This window comes from Streptomyces sp. NPDC050534 (genome assembly GCF_044457745.1).
Lineage (GTDB): Bacteria > Actinomycetota > Actinomycetes > Streptomycetales > Streptomycetaceae > Streptomyces.
In genome coordinates this window covers 124,740-147,691 of sequence record NZ_JBITHF010000002.1, presented here as the reverse complement: position 1 = coordinate 147,691, position 22,952 = coordinate 124,740, and the positions used below count along the sequence as shown (strand labels likewise).

22 protein-coding genes are annotated in these 22,952 nt (G+C 71.9%); 6 read left to right on the top strand and 16 right to left on the bottom strand.

Translation table 11 applies throughout. The annotated features are described in order from the left end of the window. Nucleotides 1-110: 110 nt before the first annotated feature. From ACIBN2_RS06260 to ACIBN2_RS06240, 5 genes are all read right to left on the bottom strand, one after another. Nucleotides 111-803, bottom strand: a complete 693-nt coding sequence (locus ACIBN2_RS06260) for an ABC transporter ATP-binding protein (RefSeq protein ID WP_399133015.1) — start codon at nucleotides 801-803, stop codon at nucleotides 111-113. 71 nt (nucleotides 804-874) lie between these two features. Continuing rightward, nucleotides 875-2,053, bottom strand: coding sequence for an alginate lyase family protein (locus tag ACIBN2_RS06255; RefSeq protein WP_399133014.1), 1,179 nt, complete (start codon nucleotides 2,051-2,053; stop codon nucleotides 875-877). A 174-nt stretch (nucleotides 2,054-2,227) separates the two neighbouring features. Beyond that, the gene (locus ACIBN2_RS06250; protein ID WP_399133012.1) at nucleotides 2,228-2,983 is read right to left on the bottom strand and encodes a DUF3710 domain-containing protein; all 756 of its coding nucleotides are present in this window, start codon (nucleotides 2,981-2,983) and stop codon (nucleotides 2,228-2,230) included. Nucleotide 2,984: 1 nt separating this feature from the next. Beyond that, nucleotides 2,985-3,545, bottom strand: coding sequence for a dUTP diphosphatase (gene dut / locus ACIBN2_RS06245; RefSeq protein WP_399133011.1), 561 nt, complete (start codon nucleotides 3,543-3,545; stop codon nucleotides 2,985-2,987). Next, a complete protein-coding gene (locus ACIBN2_RS06240) occupies nucleotides 3,542-4,126 on the bottom strand; it encodes a PaaI family thioesterase (protein WP_399133010.1) in 585 nt (194 codons plus the stop codon). The genes dut and ACIBN2_RS06240 overlap by 4 nt, the downstream gene beginning before the upstream one ends. Before the next feature lie 112 nt (nucleotides 4,127-4,238). Here ACIBN2_RS06240 and ACIBN2_RS06235 point away from each other — a divergent pair, with 112 nt between their 5' ends. Further along, nucleotides 4,239-4,703, top strand: coding sequence for a DUF3093 domain-containing protein (locus tag ACIBN2_RS06235; protein WP_399133009.1), 465 nt, complete (start codon nucleotides 4,239-4,241; stop codon nucleotides 4,701-4,703). Between the two features lie 14 nt (nucleotides 4,704-4,717). Here ACIBN2_RS06235 and ACIBN2_RS06230 read toward each other — a convergent pair whose 3' ends face one another. From ACIBN2_RS06230 to ACIBN2_RS06215, 4 genes are all read right to left on the bottom strand, one after another. Then, nucleotides 4,718-5,650, bottom strand: coding sequence for a hypothetical protein (locus ACIBN2_RS06230; RefSeq protein WP_399133008.1), 933 nt, complete (start codon nucleotides 5,648-5,650; stop codon nucleotides 4,718-4,720). Between the two features lie 13 nt (nucleotides 5,651-5,663). Beyond that, nucleotides 5,664-5,960 carry a DUF4193 domain-containing protein gene (locus ACIBN2_RS06225; RefSeq protein WP_005481602.1) on the bottom strand — a complete coding sequence of 99 codons (297 nt, stop codon included), beginning with the start codon at nucleotides 5,958-5,960 and terminating at the stop codon, nucleotides 5,664-5,666. A gap of 393 nt (nucleotides 5,961-6,353) precedes the next feature. After that, complete coding sequence (locus tag ACIBN2_RS06220) at nucleotides 6,354-7,592, bottom strand: sensor histidine kinase (RefSeq protein ID WP_399133007.1); 1,239 nt, start codon at nucleotides 7,590-7,592, stop codon at nucleotides 6,354-6,356. 6 nt (nucleotides 7,593-7,598) lie between these two features. Then, nucleotides 7,599-8,252, bottom strand: coding sequence for a response regulator transcription factor (locus tag ACIBN2_RS06215; protein ID WP_016432179.1), 654 nt, complete (start codon nucleotides 8,250-8,252; stop codon nucleotides 7,599-7,601). Nucleotides 8,253-8,674: 422 nt separating this feature from the next. On the opposite strand from ACIBN2_RS06215, the gene ACIBN2_RS06210 reads away from it, so the two are divergent. Next, nucleotides 8,675-8,839 carry a hypothetical protein gene (locus ACIBN2_RS06210; RefSeq protein ID WP_164932146.1) on the top strand — a complete coding sequence of 55 codons (165 nt, stop codon included), beginning with the start codon at nucleotides 8,675-8,677 and terminating at the stop codon, nucleotides 8,837-8,839. A 128-nt stretch (nucleotides 8,840-8,967) separates the two neighbouring features. On the opposite strand, the gene ACIBN2_RS06205 is transcribed toward ACIBN2_RS06210, so the two are convergent. Continuing rightward, complete coding sequence (locus ACIBN2_RS06205) at nucleotides 8,968-9,783, bottom strand: inositol monophosphatase family protein (protein WP_399133006.1); 816 nt, start codon at nucleotides 9,781-9,783, stop codon at nucleotides 8,968-8,970. Between the two features lie 8 nt (nucleotides 9,784-9,791). Continuing rightward, complete coding sequence (locus ACIBN2_RS06200; RefSeq protein ID WP_399133005.1) at nucleotides 9,792-10,919, bottom strand: ferrochelatase; 1,128 nt, start codon at nucleotides 10,917-10,919, stop codon at nucleotides 9,792-9,794. A 196-nt stretch (nucleotides 10,920-11,115) separates the two neighbouring features. Between ACIBN2_RS06200 and ACIBN2_RS06195 the strand changes: the two genes are divergently transcribed. The 3 genes from ACIBN2_RS06195 (at nucleotide 11,116) to sepH (ending at nucleotide 15,091) form a co-directional block, all read left to right on the top strand. Then, entirely contained in the window at nucleotides 11,116-12,354 is a 1,239-nt protein-coding gene (locus ACIBN2_RS06195) for an MFS transporter (protein WP_399133004.1), read from the top strand. After that, on the top strand, nucleotides 12,314-13,633 hold the full coding sequence (locus ACIBN2_RS06190; protein ID WP_399133003.1) for a D-arabinono-1,4-lactone oxidase: 1,320 nt from the start codon (nucleotides 12,314-12,316) through the stop codon (nucleotides 13,631-13,633). Before ACIBN2_RS06195 ends, ACIBN2_RS06190 begins: the two co-directional genes overlap by 41 nt. A gap of 402 nt (nucleotides 13,634-14,035) precedes the next feature. Further along, nucleotides 14,036-15,091: a septation protein SepH gene (gene sepH, locus ACIBN2_RS06185; protein ID WP_399133002.1), complete on the top strand. Its 1,056-nt coding sequence runs from the start codon at nucleotides 14,036-14,038 to the stop codon at nucleotides 15,089-15,091. 283 nt (nucleotides 15,092-15,374) lie between these two features. On the opposite strand, the gene ACIBN2_RS06180 is transcribed toward sepH, so the two are convergent. Continuing rightward, nucleotides 15,375-16,226, bottom strand: coding sequence for a sulfurtransferase (locus ACIBN2_RS06180; protein ID WP_399133001.1), 852 nt, complete (start codon nucleotides 16,224-16,226; stop codon nucleotides 15,375-15,377). A gap of 284 nt (nucleotides 16,227-16,510) precedes the next feature. Between ACIBN2_RS06180 and ACIBN2_RS06175 the strand changes: the two genes are divergently transcribed. Further along, nucleotides 16,511-17,314: a VOC family protein gene (locus ACIBN2_RS06175; RefSeq protein ID WP_399133000.1), complete on the top strand. Its 804-nt coding sequence runs from the start codon at nucleotides 16,511-16,513 to the stop codon at nucleotides 17,312-17,314. Between the two features lie 46 nt (nucleotides 17,315-17,360). On the opposite strand, the gene ACIBN2_RS06170 is transcribed toward ACIBN2_RS06175, so the two are convergent. The 4 genes from ACIBN2_RS06170 to ACIBN2_RS06155 all read right to left on the bottom strand — a co-directional run bounded on the left by ACIBN2_RS06170 (nucleotide 17,361) and on the right by ACIBN2_RS06155 (nucleotide 22,778). Then, complete coding sequence (locus tag ACIBN2_RS06170) at nucleotides 17,361-18,008, bottom strand: thymidine kinase (RefSeq protein WP_399132999.1); 648 nt, start codon at nucleotides 18,006-18,008, stop codon at nucleotides 17,361-17,363. A gap of 44 nt (nucleotides 18,009-18,052) precedes the next feature. Beyond that, on the bottom strand, nucleotides 18,053-19,297 hold the full coding sequence (locus ACIBN2_RS06165) for an alkaline phosphatase family protein (protein WP_399132998.1): 1,245 nt from the start codon (nucleotides 19,295-19,297) through the stop codon (nucleotides 18,053-18,055). After that, nucleotides 19,297-19,884, bottom strand: coding sequence for a DUF5998 family protein (locus tag ACIBN2_RS06160; protein ID WP_399132997.1), 588 nt, complete (start codon nucleotides 19,882-19,884; stop codon nucleotides 19,297-19,299). Before ACIBN2_RS06160 ends, ACIBN2_RS06165 begins: the two co-directional genes overlap by 1 nt. 65 nt (nucleotides 19,885-19,949) lie before the next feature. Beyond that, a complete protein-coding gene (locus tag ACIBN2_RS06155; RefSeq protein ID WP_399132996.1) occupies nucleotides 19,950-22,778 on the bottom strand; it encodes a GNAT family N-acetyltransferase in 2,829 nt (942 codons plus the stop codon). Nucleotides 22,779-22,952: the final 174 nt, after the last annotated feature.

Here is a 22,952-nt window from a genome sequence, read left to right as displayed (position 1 = left end):
CCGTTCCGTGCCGCGCACGCAGCGTCGACCTTACGGCCAGCGTTCCGGACAAAAGGGACGAGAGCCGGGGCAAGTGATGTTTTTGACGCATCCCTGACGGACTCGGCCGGTCAGTGCCCGACGATCCGCCCGTCCCCCAGCTCCAGGACCCGGTCGGCCAGGTCCAGCAGGGTCGCGTCGTGGGTGGCGACCAGAGCGGTGACCTTCTCGCTGTGGACGACGGCCCGCAGCAGCTCCATGACGGCGTGCCCGGTCTCCGCGTCCAGCTGGCCGGTCGGCTCGTCTGCGATCAGCAGCGAGGGGCTGTTCGCGAGCGCGCGGGCGATGGCGACGCGCTGCTGCTGGCCGCCGGACAGCTCGCCGGGCCGCTGCGCCGCGTGGTCCGCGAGGCCGACCAGGGCGAGCAGCAGCTCGACGCGGTCCTCGCGCTCCCGGACCTCCGTCCGGCGGAGCCGCATGGGCACGCCGACGTTCTCGGCGGCCGTGAGGATCGGGATGAGCCCGAAGGACTGGAACACGAAGCCGACGCGGTCGCGGCGCAGGGCGAGGAGCCCGTCCTCTCCGAGGTCCGACAGATCGAGGCCGTCGACGGTGACCCGGCCCTCGCCGGGTGCGTCGAGCCCGCCGACGATGTTCAGGAGCGTGGTCTTGCCCGATCCCGAGCGCCCTTTGAGCGCCACGAGTTCGCCGCGGGGCACCTCGAAGGAGACGCCGCGCAGGGCGTGCACGGCGGCCGCCCCATGACCGTAGGACTTGTGGACGTTCTCGACCCGCACCATGGTCTCGGTGACCACCTGGCTCATGCGCCCTCCCCCGTGCAGCCGTCGGCCGGGCGCCAGTATCGCCACCCGGCGCCCGGTCCTTCAACGGTCGGTCAGCTCGGATTGTCCCCGTGGGTGAGGGTCTCCCAGGCGACGAAGAGGTTGTTGCTGCCGGCCGGGCGCTGCCGCTCGGTCAGCGTCTGGGTGTTGGTCATCGCGATGCCGAGGCGGTTGTGCAGGGCGTTGTAGCCGACCTCGGTGACCGGTCCGAGCCCGAGCTTCAGCGATCCGCCGCAGAGCCAGCTCGGGACAGCCGTGCCCAGCTGGTACTTGGACTGGAACCCGAGCGCCTGCCGCAGCCGCTCGCCGACGTCGGTGCCATAGAGGTCCTGGCCCTGGATCCGGCTGGTCTCGGCGACGTGGGAGATCGAGGAGATGCCGTAGCCGGTGTGGGTGAAGTCGCGGCAGGTCTCCTGGGTGAGCCCGGTGACGAAGGTGGACTGCCCCTGCCAGTAGTCGACGATCTTCTGCTCGGTGTCGAGGTGCTGGCTGGGCACGGTCTTCGGCAGTGCGCCGTCGGAGGCCAGGTACACATAGGCGGCCGTACGGGTCCGGAACGTCGCCATGGCCTTGTCGTACGACGCCTTGTCGTCAAGGAAGACGGAGATGCCCACGGCGGCCTCCATCATCGTCAGCTCCCAATTCCCGTTGGAGTTGGAGCCGTTGATGATCTCGGGGAGGTAGACGTCACGCAGCATGGTCGCGAAGCGGCCGGAGTTCGCCCAGGTCCCGGTGTACGTGTACTTGATGATCTCGGCGGCCTTCGGCCAGGAGGAGCCCGCCCAGCCGGTCTGCAGGGGCGCGTTGCTGTTGGTGTGGTCCTTGATCACGGCGGACCAGGCGTCCATCAGCTCGATGGACTTCTTCGCGTACCGGTCGTCGCGGGTGATGTACCAGGCGAGCGCGTCGGTGTACGCGGCGATCGCGTCCTGGCGCTCGTCCGTGCAGCCGTAGTCGGGATTCGAGTACGAGCCGCACTCGACCGTGGCGCGGGGCTTCGGCGTGCGGTTCAGATCCGCGTACTTGCTCGCCATCATCTGGTCGTAGGCGCCCTTCCAGGGCTGGGCGCCGGTATCGACCTTGGCGCGCGCGAAGTCCAGTTGCGCCCTGGAGACGGTGACTCCGGGGTGGACGAAGGCGCTGGGGGCGGCGTCCGCGTGGCGGGCGCTGGGCCACACGAGCATGCCCACGACAAGCGCGGAGGTGGTGACGAGGAGGGCGGTACGGCGCATGGTGGGGGGCCATCCGTTCTCATATGTGAATGTGAAGCGCCTTTATGAACAGGCGCCGGTGAGCCGGAACGGTAGGTACAGACCAATACGCCGTCAAGAGTTCACGCACACACGCACGCGAAAGAGCCGCACCCCAAGGGGTGCGGCTCTCGAACCGTTCTGCGTGCGGAGGGTCTAGCGGACCTCGGTGATCTCCGGTCCGCGCTGGAGCTGTCCCATGCCGCCCGCGAAGCGCGAGGACTCCTCCTGCTGCACACCCTCGGGCACCATCTGCGCGTCGTTCGGCAGCTTCAGGACGATGGGGTCGCGGGGCGCCATCGGGCCCTCGCCGCGGACCACGACCGTGTCCCGGAAGATCTGCTCGAGCAGGCCGGCCGCCTGCGGCTGCACCGCGCCCTGCCCCGAGATCACACCGCGCAGGAACCAGCGCGGACCGTCCACACCGACGAACCGCACGACCTGGAAACCGCCCGTGCCGTCCGGCAGTTGCACCGGCACCTGGGCCCGCAGCTCCCAGCCCAGCGGGCCCTCGACCTCGTCGATGATCCCACCCTGCTGGGTGATGCCCGAACCGATCTCTTCGCGCACCTCGCCCCAGATGCCCTCGCGCTTGGGAGCGGCGAAGGCCTGCAGCTGGATGGCGCTGTCGCGCAGCACGACGGTCGCCGCGACGATCGCGTCGCCCGCGACCTCGACCCGCAGCTCCATGCCGTCGACGCCGGGTACGAACATGCCGCCCAGGTCCACGCGGCCCTCGGCCGGGTCGCTCACCTCGGAGTCGTCCCAGGGTCCGTCGGGCCGCGGCCCGGGTTCGAGCCGCACGCGCCCGCGCTCTTCCTCGTCCGCCTCAGTGTCGACGCTGTCGACGACCTGCTCGGCCTCGCCGGCCGCGTCCTCGGCGGCACCCTTCTTATTGCGACGTCCGAACACGTCACTGTCCTTCCCGGTCGGATACGACCGATGCGTATCGATTCCCACCCGCCCGGCCGCCCTCGGCGGCCTGACCGTTCGTGCTGCTGGTTCCGGCCACCGAGGCGTGGCCCCCGGTGGACCCGAAGCCCCCTTCGGCCCGCGCCGAATCGGGAAGCTCCGCCACCTCGTGGAAGCGGACCCTCTCGATCTGCTGGACGACCAGTTGGGCAATCCGGTCGAAGCGCTCGAACCGCACGGCCTCGCGCGGGTCGAGATTCACCACGATCACCTTGATCTCCCCACGGTACCCGGCATCAACCGTCCCCGGGGCATTCACGAGAGCGACACCGCAGCGGGCGGCGAGACCGGATCGGGGGTGCACGAAGGCCGCGTACCCCTCCGGGAGGGCGATAGACACCCCGGTGGGCAGCACCGCCCGCTCACCGGGCTCCAGTTGGCACGCCTCGGTGGTCCGCAGATCGGCTCCCGCGTCGCCGGGGTGTTCGTACGTCGGAAGCGGTACGTCCGGATCGACGCGGCGGATCTGCACGTCGAGCTCTTGACGGGGAGCACGGCTCACGGGTTCACCTCGAAGGCGCGGGCGCGCCTTTGCTGATCGGGGTCGCTCATGGCGGCGCGGATCTCCTCCGGGCGGCCGTTGTCGATGAAGTGGTCGACCTTCACCTCGATGAACAAGGCGTCCGCGCGGACGGCGACGGGCCCGTCCGGGCCGCCGATGCGCCCGGTGGCGGTCGAGTAGATCTTGCGGCCCGCCACGGCCGTGACCTCGGCCGTCAGATGCAGGGTGGTGCCCACCGGCACCGGCCTGACGAAGTCGGTCTCCAGCCGCCCGGTCACGGCGATCGTCCGCAGCAGCCAGTTCAGCGAGCCGAGGGTCTCGTCGAGCGCGGTCGCGAGCACGCCGCCGTGCGCGAGACCGGGAGCGCCCTGGTGGGCGGGCTGCACGGTGAACTCGGCGGTGATCGTGACGCCTTCGCCGGCCCGCGCCTCCAGGTGCAGTCCGTGGGGCTGCCCGCCGCCGCACCCGAAACACTGTTCGTAGTGGGCGCCGAGGGGCTCGCCGGGCGCGGGAGCGTCGGGGTGCCGCACGGGTCGTACCGCGTCTGCGGGAGGCTGAAGAGCTGGGGAAGTACCACTCACAGCCGCAGACCTTACCCGCCCGCCCGTCTCCCACCACCGCCCTGCTCGACGGCGCTCCGCGCCGGCACCCCTGACCCGAGCCGATTCCGGACACCGTGCCAAGCTTGGCTCCATGCAGCTCTCCACCGCCCCGTACGAAGAACGCCTCACGGCCCCCCGCTCGTGGTGGCTGATCTCCTTCCTGGTGGGCGTCTCCTTCGCCCTCATCCTGCTGCCGTTCGGCACTCTGCCGATGCTCGGCGGACTGGTCGGCGGCACCGCGGCGGCGGCCGTCGTGGCGAGCTCGTACGGCTCGGTGCGCATCCGCGTGGTGGGCGGCTCACTGATCGCGGGCGAGGCGAAGATCCCGGTCACGGCCCTGGGCGAGGCGGTGGTCATGGACCCGGAGGAGGCGCGCGCCTGGCGCACTCACAAGGCCGACACCCGCGCCTTCCTGCTGCTGCGCGCCTACATCCCGAGGGCCCTGCGGGTGGAGGTCACCGACCCCGAGGACCCGACGCCGTACCTGTATCTGTCGACGCGGGAGCCCGAGCGGCTCGCGGAGGCGCTGAAGGCTGCGCGGGAGGCGGCTGCGTAAGGTCTGGAGCGGCCTCAGCCCGCGGCTTCGTCGTCCAGGTCCTCCAGGTCCAGCGCATCGGCGGGCGCCTCCAGGGGAGGCAGCGCGGGCAGCGCGTCCCAGGGCACCTGGACCTTGCGGAGGTCCTTGCGGATGCGCCCGGCGAGCTTCCTGGTGTCCCGCCGGTTCATGACCGCGCCCACCGCCGCGCCCACCATGAAGGGCATCAGGTTCGGCAGGTCGCGCACCGTGCGCTTCATGATCTGCTGGCGCAGCTGCTGCTTCCCACGGCTGTTGAGCGCCGTCGTCACGGTCGCCGGCTTGGTGACGTCGATCCGGCGCTCCCCCGACCAGGAGTTCAGATACGCGGTGCTGCGCTGCTTCAGGCTGCCCGGCGGCCGTACGCCGTAGACCTCGTGGAGTTCGGCGATCAGCTTGAGCTCGATCGCGGCGACGCCGGTGATCTCGGCGGCGATCTCCGTCGGCATCGCGGGCGGCACCGGCAGCATCGCCGCCGCTCCGATGCCCGCTCCGATGGTGGAGGTGGCGGCCGCCGCGCCCGCCACGAGCTTGTCCGCCAGCTGCTCGGGTCCGAGGCCCGGGAACTGTCTGCGGAGCGTGGCGAGGTCCCGTACGGGGATGCGCGGGGCCATGTCGATGATCCGGTCGGCGAGGTACGCCAGACCGGCTCTCGCGGCGTTGCCGCTCCGGCGCACGCCCTCCCGGGCCTTGTCACGGATCACCGCGGCCCGCCGCTTCGCGACGGGCGCGGGGGTCTGCGACGGAGCCGGGAGGTCACCCCGGCCGGCCGCCGGTTCGAGCGAGGCCGATCCTGTGGACGCCTCACCGGGCGTCGCACCGGAGGGGCCCCGCTCGTGGTCACGCGCGCCATGAGGGCCGTCGTACGGCCCTTCGTCCGCTCCCAGTACCGGGAAGCGGCGCTTCCAAGGTGGGGTCGAGCCAGTCACGGCCGACCCGGCCTCAGTCGCAGTCGCGGCAGATCGGCTGACCGTTCTTCTCCCGGGCCAGCTGACTGCGGTGGTGCACCAGGAAGCAGCTCATGCACGTGAACTCGTCCTGCTGCTTGGGCAGCACCCGGACGGCCAGCTCCTCGTTGGAGAGGTCCGCGCCGGGCAGCTCCAGGCCTTCGGCAGCCTCGAACTCGTCGACGTCGACGGCGGACGTCGACTTGTCGTTCCGCCGGGCCTTCAGCTCTTCAAGGCTGTCCGAGTCGACGTCGTCGTCGGTCTTGCGTGGAGTGTCGTAATCCGTTGCCATGTCGCTCTCCCCCTCTGGGTGTCTGCGGTGTCTCCAGCGCACGTAACGCGTGAGAGGCCGGACTTGTGCCCGACCCGAGGCGGAGATTTTGCCTCACATCAAGGTCTGTTACTCAATCGACACCCAACCGGACCCCTCAAGAGTGATCGGCTTGGATGGCGAACGGGACCGTACACGGTCCCCATGCCGCTGTTCAAAGGCATCTCACCCTGTACTTCCCGTGATCAGGTGACCCGAAAACCCGGATTTTCCCGGCTTTCCGGAAGTCAGCATGATCACGGAGAGTAGATGGCCGGAAAATCGCCCATGTGATCGATCACACACGGGATAGGCCATCCGGCGGCCAGAAAATTCCGCGCAAAGCGAACATCCCCGCGTGTCCGGGACATGATCTCAGATCGGCAGGGCCACCCGCATCACGAGTCCACCCCCCTCACGCGGCCGTGCCGAGATGTGGCCGCCGTGCGCCCGGGCCACGGACCGGACGATGGACAGACCCAGCCCCACACCCTTGTCGCTGCCGGTGCGCTCGGTGCGCAGCCGCCGGAAGGGCTCGAAGAGATTGTCGATCTCGTACGCCGGTACGACGGGTCCGGTGTTGGTCACGACCAGGACCGCCTGGCCGTGCTGGACGTCGGTGGTGACCTCGACCCAGCCGTCGTCCGGCACGTTGTACCGCACGGCGTTCTGCACGAGGTTCAGGGCGATCCGCTCCAGCAGCACGCCGTTGCCCTGGACGACGGCGGGCCTCTGCTCGCCGCGGATCACCACGCCCTTGGCGTCCGCCTCCGCGCGCACCTGGTCGACGGCCTGCTCGGCGACCTCGGCGAGGTCCACCGGCTTGCGCTCGACGATCTGGTTGTCGCTGCGGGCGAGCAGCAGCAGGCCCTCGACGAGCTGCTCGCTGCGCTCGTTGGTGGCCAGCAGCGTCTTGCCGAGCTGCTGCAGCTCCATCGGCGCGTTCGGGTCGGAGAGGTGGACCTCGAGGAGCGTGCGGTTGATCGCGAGCGGGGTGCGCAGCTCGTGCGAGGCGTTGCCGACGAAGCGCTGCTGGGCGGTGAAGGCACGCTGGAGGCGCTCCAGCATGTCGTCGAAGGTGTCGGCCAGCTCCTTGATCTCGTCGTCCGGGCCGTCCAGTTCGATCCGGCGCGACAGGTCCGAGCCCGCGACCGCGCGCGCGGTGCGCAGGATGCGGCCGAGCGGCGACAGGACGCGGCCGGCCATGGCGTAGCCGAAGGCGAAGGCGATCACGGCGAGGCCGAGCAGGGCCAGCAGCGAGCGGCTGAGGAGGTCGTCCAGCGCGTGCTGGCGCTGCACGGCGTCGCACTGCTTGAGGATCGAGTTCAGCTCGGTCGGCGGCGCCGAGTTCAGGGCGGGGCAGGTGGAGCTGGTCATGTCGAGGTTGGAGCCGGTCACCTGGAAGGACTGGCCACTGCCCTCGTGCAGAGCCTGGGCCGCCAGCAGATAGATGATCGACAGCAGCAGGATCCCGGCGATCAGGAACATGCCGCCGTACAGCAGGGTGAGCCGTATACGGATGGTCGGGCGCAGCCACGGGAACGGCGGTTCGGGCTTCCTGGGGTCCCAGGTGGGCTTGGGCGGCGCGGTGGGGAGAGCGGGTGTTGCGGCCATTGCGTATCAGATCCGGTATCCGGAGCCGGGCACGGTGACGATGACGGGAGGCTCGCCCAGCTTGCGGCGCAGTGTCATGACGGTCACGCGCACGACGTTCGTGAACGGGTCGGTGTTCTCGTCCCAGGCCTTCTCCAGGAGCTGCTCCGCGGAGACGACCGCGCCCTCGGAGCGCATCAGCACCTCCAGGACGGCGAACTCCTTCGGCGCGAGCTGGACCTCCTTGCCGTCGCGGAAGACCTCGCGGCGGTTGGGGTCGAGCTTGATGCCCGAACGCTCCAGGACCGGTGGCAGCGGCACGCTGGTGCGCCGGCCGAGGGCACGCACGCGTGCGATCAGCTCGCTGAACGCGAAGGGCTTGGGCAGATAGTCGTCGGCGCCGATCTCCAGGCCCTCGACGCGGTCACTGACGTCGCCGGAGGCCGTGAGCATCAGCACGCGCGTGGGCATGCCCAGCTCGACGATCTTGCGGCACACGTCGTCGCCGTGCACGAGCGGGAGGTCGCGGTCGAGGACGACCACGTCGTAGTCGTTGACGCCGATGCGCTCCAGGGCGGCCGCACCGTCGTACACGACGTCGACGGCCATGGCCTCCCGGCGTAGTCCGGTGGCCACCGCATCGGCGAGCAGTTGCTCGTCCTCGACGACGAGTACGCGCACGTCGCAAGTCCTTCCTGTGTCCACCCGCGCAGCCGGAAGGCACACGCGGGCGGGGTCCGTCTCGGGTTGGTGCCTCCATCCTGCCCTTTTCGGTCATAAGTCGGCAGTAAGACGGGTGGGCGGCGGATGAGCGCCGGATGAAGGACAGGTGTGAGACCCGGGAATCAAGGATTTTGTCGTCGGGTTGAGGTTTCCACGGAAGGGAGCGAGGGGAGGACGGTTCATACCCCGCGATCACGCTCTGCTAGTGCCGCAGCACCATGCGGCACGGCGCAATCCGCTTACCGCAGAGTGGGCGTGGGTGTCCGGCACCGTCGCCGCCCGGCACGGCTGCGCCGGGCACTCGCAGGAGACGTGATCGCCCCTTCCGAACGGCACACCCCCGTGCCATCGACCCACGACCCAGGACGAGGGGGCGCAGCATGGACGCTTTCACCGCAGGACTTCTGCAGCGCATAAAGACGACCGAGTCCGACCTGACGCGGGCTCGCGACGAAGGCGACGACTTCCTCGTCGAGGTGGAGCAGGGCGAGCTCGACGACCTGCGCCGTCTCGCCGCCGAACACGGTGTGGAGGTCGGCGCCTAGCGTCCGATCGGTTGGTCAGCGCGACAGCGGGCCCCCGGCGAATCCAGCGCCGGGGGCCCGCTGTGTCGTACCACGGCCTGCGGCCGCGTTCACCTGCTGTTCGTCGCGGGGCCGGCCGGCGGACGCGCTCAGTCGTGCCAGGCGCCGAAGTCCTCCAGGAGGCGCTGGAGGGGCTCGAAGACGCCCGGGGTGCCAGCGACCGCGAGGTCGCGTCCGGGGCGCTCTCCGGGCCGCCCACCGGTCAGGGCGCCCGCTTCCCGCGCGATGAGGTCGCCCGCCGCGAGGTCCCACGCGTTGAGCCCGCGTTCGAAGTAGCCGTCGAGACGGCCGGACGCCACGTCGCACAGGTCGACCGCGGCCGAGCCGCCGCGCCGGATGTCGCGCAGGAGGGGGATCAGCTGCCGGGCGACCTCGGCCTGGTGGACGCGGACCTCGGTGACGTAGTTGAAGCCCGTCGAGACCAGGGCCTGGTCGAGGGGCGGCGCGGGGCGGCAGGCCAGCTCACGCTCGCCCTCCCAGGCGCCTGTGGCGCGGGCCCCGCCGCCGCGGACCGCGTGGTACGTCTCGCCGCGCATCGGGGCGGCCACCACGCCGACGACGGCGTCGCCGTCCTGTTCGGCGGCGATCGAGACGGCCCAAGTGGGCAGCCCGTACAGGTAGTTGACCGTGCCGTCGAGCGGGTCGATCACCCAGCGGATCCCGCTCGTGCCCTCGGTGGAGGCGCCTTCCTCGCCGAGGAAGCCGTCGTCGGGGCGGCGCTCGGAGATCAGGTCCGTGATCAGCTTCTCCGCCGCGATGTCCATCTCGGTGACCACGTCGATCGGGCTCGACTTGGTCGCGGCGACCGCCAGGTCGGCCGGGCGGCCGTCCCGCAGCAGTTCCCCGGCGCGGCGGGCGGCCTCCTGGGCGAGCGCGAGCAGTTCCTGGTGCAGGGGGTCGGTCACGGCGCTCCTCACACGTACGGGCTGTCGGCACCGGCGGCGGCCGGACGCGGTGCGCGGGCCGGGCAGCAGCCGGCCGGGCAGAGGTTGTGGCTCGCGCCGAGCGCGCCCAGGGCGCAGGGCGTGACCTCCTCGCCGCGCTCCACGGACGCGCGCTCGAGGACGAGGTCGCGGACCGCGGCGGCGAAGCGCGGGTCGTCGCCGACCGTCGCCGAGCGGCGCATCGGCAGCCCGAGCTCCTCGGCCTTGGCCCTGGCCTCCGTGTCGAGGTCGTAGAGGACCTCCATGTGGTCGGAGACGAAGCCGATGGGGGCGATCACGACCGCCGGGGCGCCGGCCGCGTGCCGCTCCTCGAGGTGGTCGCAGATGTCGGGCTCGAGCCAGGGGATGTGCGGGGCGCCGGAGCGCGACTGGTAGACGAGCTGCCAGGGGTGGTCGACGCCGGTGCGCTCGCGCACGGCGTCGGCGATCAGCTGCGCCACCTCCAGGTGCTGCTCGACGTACGCCCCGCCCTCGCCGTGGGCCTCGACCGGGCCGGAGGTGTCCGCCGACGCGGTCGGGATCGAGTGGGTCGAGAACGCGATGTGCGCGCCCGTGCGGACCTCCTCGGGGAGGCCGGCCAGGGCCTGCAGCACCCCGTCGGTCATCGGGTCCACGAAGCCCTCGTGGTTGAAGTAGTGCCGGAGCTTGTCGATCTTCGGCAGCTCCAGTCCTTCGGCCTCCAGGGCGGCGAGCGAGTCGGCGAGGTTCTCGCGGTACTGACGGCAGCCGGAGTACGACGCGTACGCGCTCGTGGCCAGGACCAGGACGCGGCGGCGGCCGTCGGCGACGATCTCGCGCAGGGTGTCCGTCAGGTAGGGCGCCCAGTTGCGGTTGCCCCAGTAGACCGGCAGGTCCAGGCCGTGCTCCGCGAAGTCCTTGCGCAGGACGTCCAGCAGGGCACGGTTCTGGTCGTTGATCGGGCTGACCCCGCCGAAGAGGAAGTAGTGCTGCCCGACTTCCTTCAGGCGTTCCTTGGGGATGCCTCGCCCTCGCGTCACGTTCTCCAGGAACGGGACCACGTCGTCCGGGCCCTCCGGGCCGCCGAACGAGAGCAGGAGAAGGGCGTCGTAGGGGCTGGCATCGAGCGCGTCTGACATGGACCGATCCTCCCACCCGGCACCGACAGCCGGGAAACGGCGGGGTGACGGGAGGTGGCCCGGACCCTGTCGGCGGGCTTTCACCGGCGGAATCACGGGTGCATTAGGGTGACCTCACTCGTAAGCTGTATCAGCTGCAGTAGCACCTTACTGATCCGTGCCGTCCGGTTACTGATCCGTACCCATCGGAGACCCCGTGCCCAGCCCCTACCGCGCCCTGTTCGCCGCCCCCGGCACCAAGGGCTTCTCCGCCGCGGGCCTCCTCGGCCGGATGCCGCTGTCGATGATGGGCATCGGCGTGGTCACGATGATCTCCCAGCTCACCGGGCGCTACGGGCTCGCGGGTGCCCTGTCGGCCACCATCGCGCTCGCGGCCGCGGCGATCGGGCCGCAGATCTCCCGGCTGGTGGACCAGCACGGGCAGCGCAGGGTGCTGCGCCCCGCGACGCTCGTCGCGCTCTCCGCGGCGGCCGGGCTGCTGCTCGCCGCGCACTTCGGATGGCCGGACTGGGTGCTGTTCGTCTGCGCCGCGGGCATCGGCTCCGTGCCGAGCCTCGGCGCGATGATCCGCGCCCGCTGGGCCGCCCTGTACCGGGGCACCCCGAAGCTGCACACCGCGTACTCCTTCGAGTCCGTGGTCGACGAGGTGTGCTTCATCTTCGGGCCGATCATCTCGATCGGTCTGTCCACGGCCTGGTTCCCCGAGGCCGGCCCGTTGCTCGCCGCGTGCTTCCTGGCGGCCGGCGTCTTCTGGCTGACCTCCCAGCGCGCCACGGAGCCCGCACCGCACCCGCGCGCGCAGCACGGCGGCGGCAGCGCCCTGCGCTCCCCCGGCCTGCAGGTGCTGGTGGCCACCTTCGCGGCCACCGGGGCGATCTTCGGGGCGGTCGACGTGGTCACCGTGGCCTTCGCCGACGAGCGGGGGCACAAGGCCGCCGCGAGCCTCGTGCTCGCGCTGTACGCGGCGGGCTCCTGCCTGGCGGGGGTCGTGTTCGGACTGCTGCACTTCGCCGGGGCGCCCGCCCGCCGCTGGCTGCTGGGCGTATGTGCGATGGGCGTGAGTATGATCCCCCTCCTACTGGTCGGAAACTTGCCGCTTCTGGCCGTGGCGCTGTTCGTTGCGGGCCTGTCCATCGCTCCCACGATGATCACGACGATGTCCCTCATCGAAGAGCACGTACCGCGCACGCAATTGACCGAGGGCATGACCTGGGTGAGCACCGGGCTCGCGGTCGGCGTCGCGCTCGGCTCCTCGATGGCCGGCTGGGTCATCGACGCGGCCGGCGCGCGTGCCGGATACGGGGTCCCGGCCGTGGCCGGGGCCGTCGCGGTGGCGGTCGGTTTTCTGGGGTATCGCCGGCTGAGCAGGCCGGCTACGCAACGGGGAGGCACCGTTGAGCAGCACAGCGAGCGCGAAGAACGGCACGTGGCGTAACTGGGGGGGCAACGTCGCGTCCCGTCCGGCGCGAGAGGTCGCGCCGGCCTCCGTGGAGGAGGTGTCCGCGGCGGTGCGCAGGGCCGCGGAGGACGGCCTGACCGTGAAGGCCGTCGGCAGCGGGCACTCCTTCACGTCCATCGCCGCCACCGACGGTGTGTTGATCCGCCCTCAACTGTTGACCGGCATCCGCAAGATCGATCGCGATGCCATGACGGTCACGGTCGAGGCGGGCACGCCGCTCAAGAGACTCAACATGGCCCTGGCCCGCGAGGGCCTGTCGCTCACGAACATGGGCGACATCATGGAGCAGACGGTCTCCGGCGCCACCAGCACCGGCACGCACGGCACGGGCCGTGAGTCGGCGTCGATCGCCGCCCAGATCAAGGGACTTGAGCTGGTCACCGGTGACGGCTCGGTGCTCACCTGCTCCGAGAAGGAGAACCCCGAGGTGTTCGCGGCCGCCCGGATCGGCCTCGGCGCGCTCGGCATCGTCACCGCGATCACCTTCGCCGTGGAGCCGATCTTCCTGCTCAGCGCGCGCGAGGAGCCGATGCCCCTGGACAGGGTCCTCGCCGACTTCGACGAACTCTGGGCCGAGAACGAGCACTTCGAGTTCTACTGGTTCCCGCACACCACCAACACCAACACCAAGCGCAACAACCGCAGCGCGGGTCCGGAGAAGCCGGTGTCCCCGGTCGCGGGCTGGATCGAGGACGAGTTCCTTTCCAACGGCGTCTTCCAGGTGGCCCAGTGGGTCGGCCGCGCGGCGCCCGCGACCGTCCCGGCGATCGCCCGGATCTCCAGCACGGCCCTGTCCGCGCGCAGTTACACGGACATTCCGTACAAGGTCTTCACCTCCCCGCGCCGGGTGCACTTCGTGGAGATGGAGTACGCCGTCCCGCGCGAGGCCCTGACCGAGACGCTGCGCGAGATCAGGACCATGGTGGACCGCTCCGGCCTGCGGATCAGCTTCCCGGTCGAGGTGCGCACCGCCCCGGCCGACGACATCACGCTGTCCACGGCGTCGGGCCGCGACAGCGCGTACATCGCCGTCCACATGTTCAGGGGGACGCCGTACCAGGCGTACTTCACCGCCGCCGAGCGCATCTTTACCGCCCACGGGGGCCGGCCGCACTGGGGCAAGGTGCACACACGGGACGCCGACTACTTCTCACGGGTCTATCCGCGCTTCGGCGAGTTCACCGCGCTGCGCGACCGGCTCGACCCGGACCGGCGCTTCCAGAACGACTACCTGCGCAGGGTGTTGGGCTCGTAGCCATTGGTTCCGTTTCCGACGATTGCGTGAAGTACGCCACGTTCAAGATCCCGAAAACCGCTCAACGAGCGGACCGGTACCGCCCCTTGCCAGAAGTTGAGCGGCGTGCCAATCCACGCACGTGGCCCGAATGGAGTACTGTGGCGAGCCCTGGGTCCGGTCTCCCGCCAGGGCGTCCATGGCCTTCAAGGACCGCCATGAGGGGGCTAGTTGCACAGGGTGACGGAGTTGGTCACTTAGCGTTGCGAATAGGTAACCGTGCCATAACGGCGGTCCAGGGCCCGTGCCCGACACGCCGGGCAACTCGGCAAGGTTGTGGCAGGCTGCACCCGGGCAGGCCACACTCGACTAGCGGAAGCAGCGACGCACGTGACGTCGGCAGGCACCACCCGGGAGGTCCCCATGCCCGAACTGCGTGTCGTGGCCGTCTCGAATGACGGCACACGGCTGGTGCTGAAGGCTGCCGACTCAACGGAGTACACCCTTCCGATCGACGAACGCCTGCGCGCTGCGGTGCGCGGCGACCGGCCCCGCCTCGGCCAGATCGAGATCGAGGTGGAGAGCCATCTCCGCCCCCGCGACATCCAGGCACGTATACGCGCCGGTGCGACCGCCGAAGAGGTGGCCCAGCTCGCCGGAATCCCCGTCGACCGCGTACGCCGCTTCGAGGGCCCCGTGCTCGCGGAGCGCGCGTTCATGGCCGAGCGGGCCCGCAAGACGCCCGTCCGCCGCCCCGGTGAGAACGCCGGTCCGCAGCTCGGCGAGGCCGTCCAGGAGCGGCTGTTGCTGCGCGGCGCCGAGAAGGACACCGTGCAGTGGGACTCGTGGCGCCGCGACGACGGCACCTGGGAGGTCCTGCTGGTCTACCTGGTCGCCGGCGAACCGCACTCGGCGAGCTGGACGTACGACCCGCCCCGGCGGCTCGTCCAGGCCGTCGACGACGAGGCGCGCTCGCTCATCGGCGAGTCCGAGGACCTCGCGGCCCCGGAGCCCAGCTTCCCGTTCGTACCGCGCATCGCACGGCTGCCGCGGGACCGTCCGCTGGACCGCGCCCTCGACCGGGAGCGGCCGAGCCTGCCCGCGCAGGCGTCCGAGCCCGCCGAGGAGAGCACGGGTGAACGGGACTCGCTGACCAGCCTGTTGGAGGCCGTTCCGAGCTTCCGCGGTGACCTGGTGGTACCGGAGCGCCCGGTTCCGGACACTCCGCCGCCGGCAGCGCCGCCTGCGGAGGAGCCGCCCGCCGAACCCGAGACGGAGGAACCGCCGGCCCCCGCGGCCTCGGCCGGTTCCGCCTACGCGGACGTCCTCATGCCGCGCTCGGTCGGCAGCCACCGTGACCGTCTCGTCGGCGCCACCGACCGCCAGGCCGAGGCCGACGGCGTCCGCCCCGGCCGCCGCGCGGCGGTCCCCAGCTGGGACGAGATCGTGTTCGGGACGCGGCGGAAGAAGCAGGACTAGCAGGCGTACGTACGAGAGGGGGGCGCCCCCCCCGGGGGGGGCCCCCCCCCCGGCGGGGGGGGGGGGGGCGGGGCCGGGGGGCGGGGGGGGGGGGGCGCCCCCCCCCCCCGGCCCCCCGGGGCCGCCGGCCCCCCCCCCCCCCCGCCGCGCCCCCCGGCGGGGCCGCCCCGGCGGGGGCCCCGGGGCGCCCCCCCCCCCCCCCCCGGGCCCCCCCCGGGGGGGGGCCCCCCCCGGGGGGGGGCCCCCCCCTCTCGTACGCGTTCTCGTGCGCGGCTGCCGGGTGTTACTGCGGGTCGGGCCCCACGGCCACCGGACGCGACGGGTCGGACGACCACTCCGACCACGAACCCACGTACAGCGCCGCGTCGACGCCCGCGACCGCCAGTGCGAGCACCTCGTGCGCCCCGGAGACGCCCGAGCCGCAGTAGACGCCGACCGGTGAACCGTCCATCGCGCCCAGGGTCTTGAAGCGCGCGGCCAGCTCCTCCGTGGGCAGGAACCGCCCGTCGCCGGCCACGTTCTCGTTCGTGGGCGCCGACACCGCGCCCGGGATGTGCCCGCCGACGCGGTCGATCGGCTCCACCTCGCCGCGGTACCGCTCCCCCGCCCGCGCGTCGAACAGCACGCCGGTACGCGCCAGCGCCGCCGCGCCGTCGGCGTCCAGCAGCCCCTCGGCGCCCGGCACCGGCTCGAAGTCACCCTCGGCGGGCGTGGGCGCGGACGTCTCCGACGGGCCCGCCCAGGACGGCAGTCCGCCGTCGAGGACCCGTACGTCCGGGTGACCCGTCCAGCGCAGCAGCCACCACGCACGGGCCGCGGCCCATCCCTGTCCGCCGTCGTACACGACCACCGGCCGCGCGGCCGACACCCCCGCCCGTCGCATCGCCGCGCCGAAGACCTCGAGGTCCGGCAGCGGGTGGCGGCCGGTTTCGCCGGGCTCGGAGGCGAGTTCGGCGTCCAGGTCGACGAAGACGGCACCGGGGATGTGCCCGGCCGCGTACTCGGCACGTCCGTCGAAGGGCGGCTCACCGGCCGCCTTGGCCACACTGAGCTGCCAGCGGACGTCGAGCAGGACGGGCGGGCGCTGCCCCGCCAGGTCGCTCGCGAGTTCGGAAGCGGAGATGATGGCGTTCATGGCCACCATCCTTGCGTACGGGGTGGCCGCATCGTTCATGTCCGGCTACTCTGCTCGGCCGGACAGCCTCGATCACGAGGCGTACGGGTTCGAGCACATGCTGTACAGCTGATCGACATTCGTCGGCAATCGCACAGAAACGGATGGGAAACCGCACACCGGGCATCCTCCGGGAAGGGCGGCGCGCCCGGAGCGCGCACCGGCGTCGGTGGTGCGAGCATCGGCACGGAGATCCGGAGAGCGGGGCCACGGGGCCACGGCGAGGGGTCGAGGAGAGAGCGACGATGACCGAGGCACGGGGACCGGCCGGCCCGAACGGCGGGATGCACACTCGGCACGCGCCCGGCACGCCCTGCTGGGTGAGCCTGATGGTGCACGGGCTGACCACCACCCAGGAGTTCTACGGCTCGCTGTTCGGCTGGGAGTTCCGGCCGGGCCCGCAGCAGCTCGGCCCGTACGTGCGGGCACTGCTCGACGGGGCCGAGGTGGCCGGCATCGGCCAGCTGCCGCCGGACCGCCATCTGCCCATCGCCTGGACGCCCTACCTCGCCTCCGACGACGTGGACGTGACCGCCGAGAAGGTACGCCTGTGCGGCGGCACCATCGGCGTGGGGCCGCTGGACGCCGCCGAGGCCGGCCGGCTGGCGATCGGCTCGGACCCCTCCGGAGCCGTCTTCGGCATCTGGCAGGCGGCCGAACACCAGGGCACGGGTATCACGGGCGTGCCCGGCACCCCCGCCTGGAACGAGCTGCTGACCGTCGAGTCGGTGAGCGTGGCGAAGTTCTACGAGACGGTCTTCGGCTACGAGGAGGAGGCGGTCGTCTCCGCCGACTTCGACTATCTGACGCTGCAGATCGAGGGCCGTCCGGTCGCCGGCATCCACGGCGTGGGCCACGCCCTGCCCCGCGACCGGGGCCCGCACTGGATCACGTACTTCGAAGTCGCCGACGCGGACGGCGCGGTGGAGCGCGTAATGGACCTCGGCGGCCATGTGCTGTCGCCGCCCAAGGACGGCGCCCACGGGCGCGAGGCCACGGTGGCCGACCCCGAGGGCGCCCGCTTCTGCCTCATCGAGAGCTCGCGCTGAGCCGCGGCCCCGCCCGCCTCGGTCCCAGGGCCTGTTGCGAAAGTCCCTAGACCTGCGACATCGGCAGCACGTCCGGGGACAGCGCCGCCGCACCGGACGTCGCCGCCGTCATGCGGCGGCGGTGGTGGCGCCGGCACAGGACCTCGTAGCCGATGTCCTCCGGCTGGTTGACGTCGCCCACGACGACCTGCGCGCCCTCGACGACCATGGCGCCGCCTATCGTGCGGGCGTTGTGGGTGGCGCGGGCGCCGCACCAGCACAGGGCCTCCACCTGGAGGACCTCGACGCGGTCGGCCAGCTCGATCAGGCGCTGGGAGCCGGGGAAGAGCTTGGTGCGGAAGTCCGTCGTGATGCCGAAGGCGTAGACGTCCAGGCCCAGGTCGTCGACCACGCGCGCGAGTTGGTCGATCTGCTCCGGCGCCAGGAACTGCGCCTCGTCCGCGATGACGTAGTCCGCGCGGCCGCCCTGCGAGAGGTGGTCGACGAGGTACGCGTACAGGTCCTGCCCGTCCTCGACCTCCACCGCGTCCGTGACCAGGCCGAGACGCGAGGAGAGCTTGCCCTCGCCCGCGCGGTCGTCGCGGGTGAAGATCATGCCCGCCAGGCCGCGCGCCGAGCGGTTGTGCTCGATCTGCAGAGCCAGCGTCGACTTCCCGCAGTCCATGGTTCCGGAGAAGAACACCAGCTCGGGCATGGCGAGTTGAGCACCTTTCGGCGTGCGGGATCGGAGATCGGGCTTCAGGAGCGTACTTCGAGCAGGGGGATCAGCTGCTCGGCAGGGGTCATCGAACCGTGGTTGCCGACCATCGCCGACTCCTTCGGCTCCCGCTCTGAGGCGATGATCAGGACGTCGTCGCGGGCGGCCGCGACGACGTCGCCGATACGCGCGTACACCCGCTCGTCGACCCGCGGGCCGAACCAGCCCGCCTCGATCGCCTCGTCCCGCGACGCCACCCAGAACTGCTCGCCGAGCACCTCGCGCCAGACCGTCAGCACGTCGTTCCGGGCGCCGGGGACCGCGTACACATGCCGGGCCCGGCCCTCGCCGCCGAGCAGGGCGACGCCCGCCCGGAGCTCCCAGTCCGCGTCGAAGTCGATGCGGTGCTCCTCGTCGAAGGGAACGTCGATCATGCCGTGGTCGGCGGTGACGTACAGCGCGGTGCGCTCCGGCAGTTGCTCGGCGAGGCGCTGGACGAGCCGGTCGACGTGCATGAGCTGGCCGCGCCAGGTGTCCGACTCGACGCCGTAGCGGTGGCCGGCGCCGTCGAGCTCGGCGTAGTACGTGTAGACCAAGGAGCGGTCGCCGGCGGCCAGTTGCTCGGCGGCGAGGTCCATGCGCTCCTCGCCGGACAGCCGCCCGTGGAACGTTCCGCCACTGAGCGCGACCTTGGTCAGCGGGGTGGTCTCGAAGGTGGGCGAGGACACCTGGGCCGCGTGCACGCCCGCGTCGTGGGCCCGCTGGAAGACGGTGGGGTACGGCTGCCACTTGCGCGGCTGGGTCCACGGCTGCCAGCGCAGCTGGTTCATCAGCTCGCCGGTCTCGGGATTGCGCGCGGTGTAGCCGGGCAGGCCGTGCGCGCCGGGCGGCAGGCCGGTGCCGACGGAGGCCAGGGAGGTCGCGGTGGTCGCCGGGTAGCCGGTGGTCAGGGGGCGTCCCGTGCCGCCGCGCGAGCTGCCGAGGAGCGAGGTCATGAAGGGGGCCTCGTCCGGGTGGGCCTTCAGCTGCTCCCAGCCGAGCCCGTCGATCAGGAAGACGCAGTTGCGGTCGGCGGGGGTCAGCTCGGTGATCGCGGCGGTCGTCTCCGGTACGCCCATGCCGGCGGCCAGGGTGGGCAGCAGGTCGGCGAGCGAGCCGCTGCCGTACTCGGGGAGCGGCGCGGAGTCGACCGCGAGAGGCTCGGGGTGGGCGTCCCAGGGTGAGTAAGGAGGGGTGGGCGCGGAGCGCCCTCGATCATGGGCGGCGGGCGGCGGCGGGTGGGCCATCAGCGCGTGGTGTCCGCGGTCGCTTCGGAGAGGGACTGGGCGAAGGCGAGCGCCTGGCGCACCGTGTCCGGGCCGTCCCCGGCCTCGCTGACGCGCAGGCTGAGGTCGTCCGCGGTCGAGTTGCCCGTGTAGCCGTGGTCCGCCTCGCAGTTGGGGTCGCCGCAGGCGGCCGGCTCGAGGTCGATGCGGGAGACGGCGCCCCAGCCGATGGTGAGGACGACCTCGCGGGGCAGCGTGCCCGGCTGGTACTGCTCCGGGTTGGCGACCACGCGGCTCACCACGACCGACGAGATCCGGCCGAGCTTCACCGACTCCGTGGAGGTCGTGGCGTACGGCGTCGGGGAGGTGTCGTCCGCCGCCTGCTCGTCGGTGTGGCTGACGATGAAGCGGTTGCCGGTGAGGACGAGCACGGTCACGTGCCGCCGCACCTCGTTCTGGTCGAACGTCGTCTCCTGGTGGACCAGGTACGACCGGATGGGCTCGCCGCCCACGGCGGCCTCCACCGCCTCGGCCACGAGGGCCGGGTAGTAGCCGCTGCGCTCGATCGCCGCACGCAGCCCCTGGGTCGTCGTACTGGTCTTGGCCATGACGTCCATCCTAAGGGGGTGCACCGACTGCGAGGCACCGGTCATGCGGTCTCCGTGTACACGTCTCAGTAGAGGGGGAGCGTGCGCGGACCGAGGTCGTTGCGGGCGGGCGGCGGCGCGAGGCGGACCGAGGCGCCGAGAACGGTCAGGCCACGCGGTGCGACCACGACCGGCTCCAGCGTCACCGCCACGACCTCCGGGTGATCGTCGACGAGCCGGGACACCCGCAGCAGCAGCTCCTCCAGGGCAGCCGTGTCGACCGGTGTCGAGCCGCGCCAGCCGAACAGCAGCGGCGCCGTCCGGATCGAGCGGATCAGCGAGGTCGCCTCCCGGTCGGTGACCGGGACCAGCCGGTGCCCCATGTCGCCGAGCAGCTGGGAGGCGGCGCCGGCGAGCCCGAAGGACAGCACCGCCCCGGCCGCGGGGTCGATGACGGCCCGCACGACGGTGTCCACGCCGCGTGGCGCCATCTGCTGCACCACCGGCCGCAGTTCCTCCGGCTTGCCGAACAGCTCGGTCAACTCGGCGTACGCCCGCCGCAGTTGCTCCTCGTCGGCGAGGTCCAGCCGTACGCCGCCCAGGTCGGCGCGGTGGCGCAGGTGCGGGGCGGTGGCCTTGAGGGCGACGGGGTAGCCGAGGTCGGCGGCGGCCCGGGCGGCGTCGTCCGGGGTGAACGCGGGGACCGCCTTGCGCACGGCGATCCCGTACCGGCCGAGCAGCTGGCGTGTCTCCTCGGTGCCGAGCGTGAGCCCCTGGCCGCGCGCGAGCATCCCGTCGATGAGCCGGGCGGCGCCCTTCTCGTCGATGTCCTCGTACTCGGGCACCCTGCCGGGCTCGGCCGCCTCGCGCCGCCACTGGGCGTAGTGCACGGCCTCGGCGAGGGCGCGGACCGCACGCTCGGCGGCGGGGTAGGCGGGGATGAGCCGGGGGCCGGTGTCGGGGGCCGCGGGTTCCTGGGTCCGCACCGGCGGGGGCAGCTGCTGCGACGGGCGGAGCCGGCGGGCGCCGGAGGCCCTGGCGTCCGGCTGGGGCGCGGTGCTCGTCGCGGCCGACAGGGCTTCCGCGAGCCCGCCGAGTTCCACGTGCACCACGAGCACCGGCTTCCCCGGGACCTGTTCGGCCGCCGAGCGCAGCGCCTCCGCGAGCTCCGCGTCATCGGGCGAGCCCTCACCGATCGCCGGGATCGCCGTCACGACCACCGCGTCGCACGAGTCGTCCGCCAGGGCGCGCGCGAGCGCCGCGTGGAAGTCGCCCGCCGACGCCTGCGTCGTCAGGTCGAGCGGCCTCAGCGGCCGGAGCCCTTCGGACAGGCAGGCGTCGTAGGTGAGCAGTCCCAGTGATTCGGAGTTGCCCAGGATCGCCACGCGCGGCCCCGCCGGCAGTGGCTGGCGCGCGAGCAGCAGGCCCGCGTCGACCAGTTCGGTGATCGTGTCCACGCGGATGACCCCGGCTTGCCTGAGCAGTGCGGACACCGTCGCGTGCGGCAGTTGCGTGGCCCGCACGGCGTGCCCCTGGGGCGCGGAACCGGCGCCCTGGACCACGACCAGCGGCTTCGCGGCCGCGGTCCGCCGGGCGAGGCGGGTGAACTTGCGCGGGTTGCCGATGGACTCCAGGTACATGAGGACGACGTCGGTGTCCGGGTCGTCGTACCAGAACTGGATCACGTCGTTGCCGGACACGTCCGCGCGGTTGCCGGACGACACGAAGGTCGAGACGCCCGTGACCCCGGTGACTCCGCCGCCGCGGCGCTGCAGCCGGGACAGCAGCGCGATGCCGATGGCGCCGGACTGGGCGAACAGGCCGATCCGGCCGGGGCGGGGCATCTCGGGGGCGAGGGAGGCGTTCAGCCGTATTTCGGGGGAGGTGTTGATGATGCCGAAGGTGTTCGGGCCGATGATCCGCATACCGTACGTGCGCGCGTGCCGCACGAGTTCGCGCTGGCGCTCGCGTCCCTCGGGCCCGCTCTCGGCGTACCCGGCGGAGACGACGACGAGCCCCTGCACGCCGTGCTCGCCGCACTCGGTGACGACCTCGGGCACGTGGTCGGCCGGGACGGCGACCACGGCGAGGTCGACGGGCCCGTCGATGTCCCGCACCGAGCGGTACGCGGGCACCCCGTCGAGTTCCTTGAGCCCTTCGGGGAGCGCCCTGTTCACGGCGTACAGCGACCCGGTGAAGCCGGCGTCCCGGATGTTGTCGAGGATGCCGCGGCCCACGCCTCCGGGCGTGCGGCCGGTGCCGACGACGGCGACGGAGCCGGGCAGCAGCAGCCGCCGTACGGACCGCCCCTCGGCGCGCTGCTCCCGCGCGCGCTGCACGGCGAGCGACCGGTCGGTGGGCTCGATGTCGAACTCCAGGTGTACGACGCCGTCCTCGAAGCTGCGCTTCTGGGTGTACCCGGCGTCGGTGAACACCTTGATCATCTTGACGTTGGCGGGGAGCACCTCGGCGGTGAAGCGGCGGATGCCCCGCTCGCGGGCGACCGCGGCGACATGCTCGAGGAGCGTGGAGGCGACGCCTCGCCCCTGGTGGGCGTCCTGGACGAGGAAGGCCACCTCGGCCTCGTCGGCCGGTGCCGACGCGGCCATTCCGTCGGCGCCGATGCGGTCGTAGCGTACGGTGGCGATGAACTCGCCGCCGATCGTGGCCGCGAGTCCCACCCGGTCCACAAAGTCGTGGTGCGTGAAGCGGTGGACGTCCTTGGCGGACAGGCGAGGGTACGGCGCGAAGAAGCGGTAGTACTTCGACTCGTCCGAAACCTGCTCGTAGAAGCTGACCAGGCGCTCGGCGTCATCAACGGTGATGGGGCGGATGCGCGCGGTGCCGCCGTCGCGCAGCACCACGTCGGCTTCCCAGTGGGCGGGGTACTCGTGCCGGTCCGACGAGGTCTGCATGGGCCCCAGAGTACGGCTCGCGTCCGACAACGGCGCGAGGCAGTCTGTGGTGAGGACGGCAGTCGCCGAGAACAGAACAGGGACGCAAGTCGGGCCGAGGCCGCGGTCCGACGACGCACCTCCGGACGGGACGAAGGACCGCTCCGGGCATGCTTCACGTTGTGGGAAACTGGT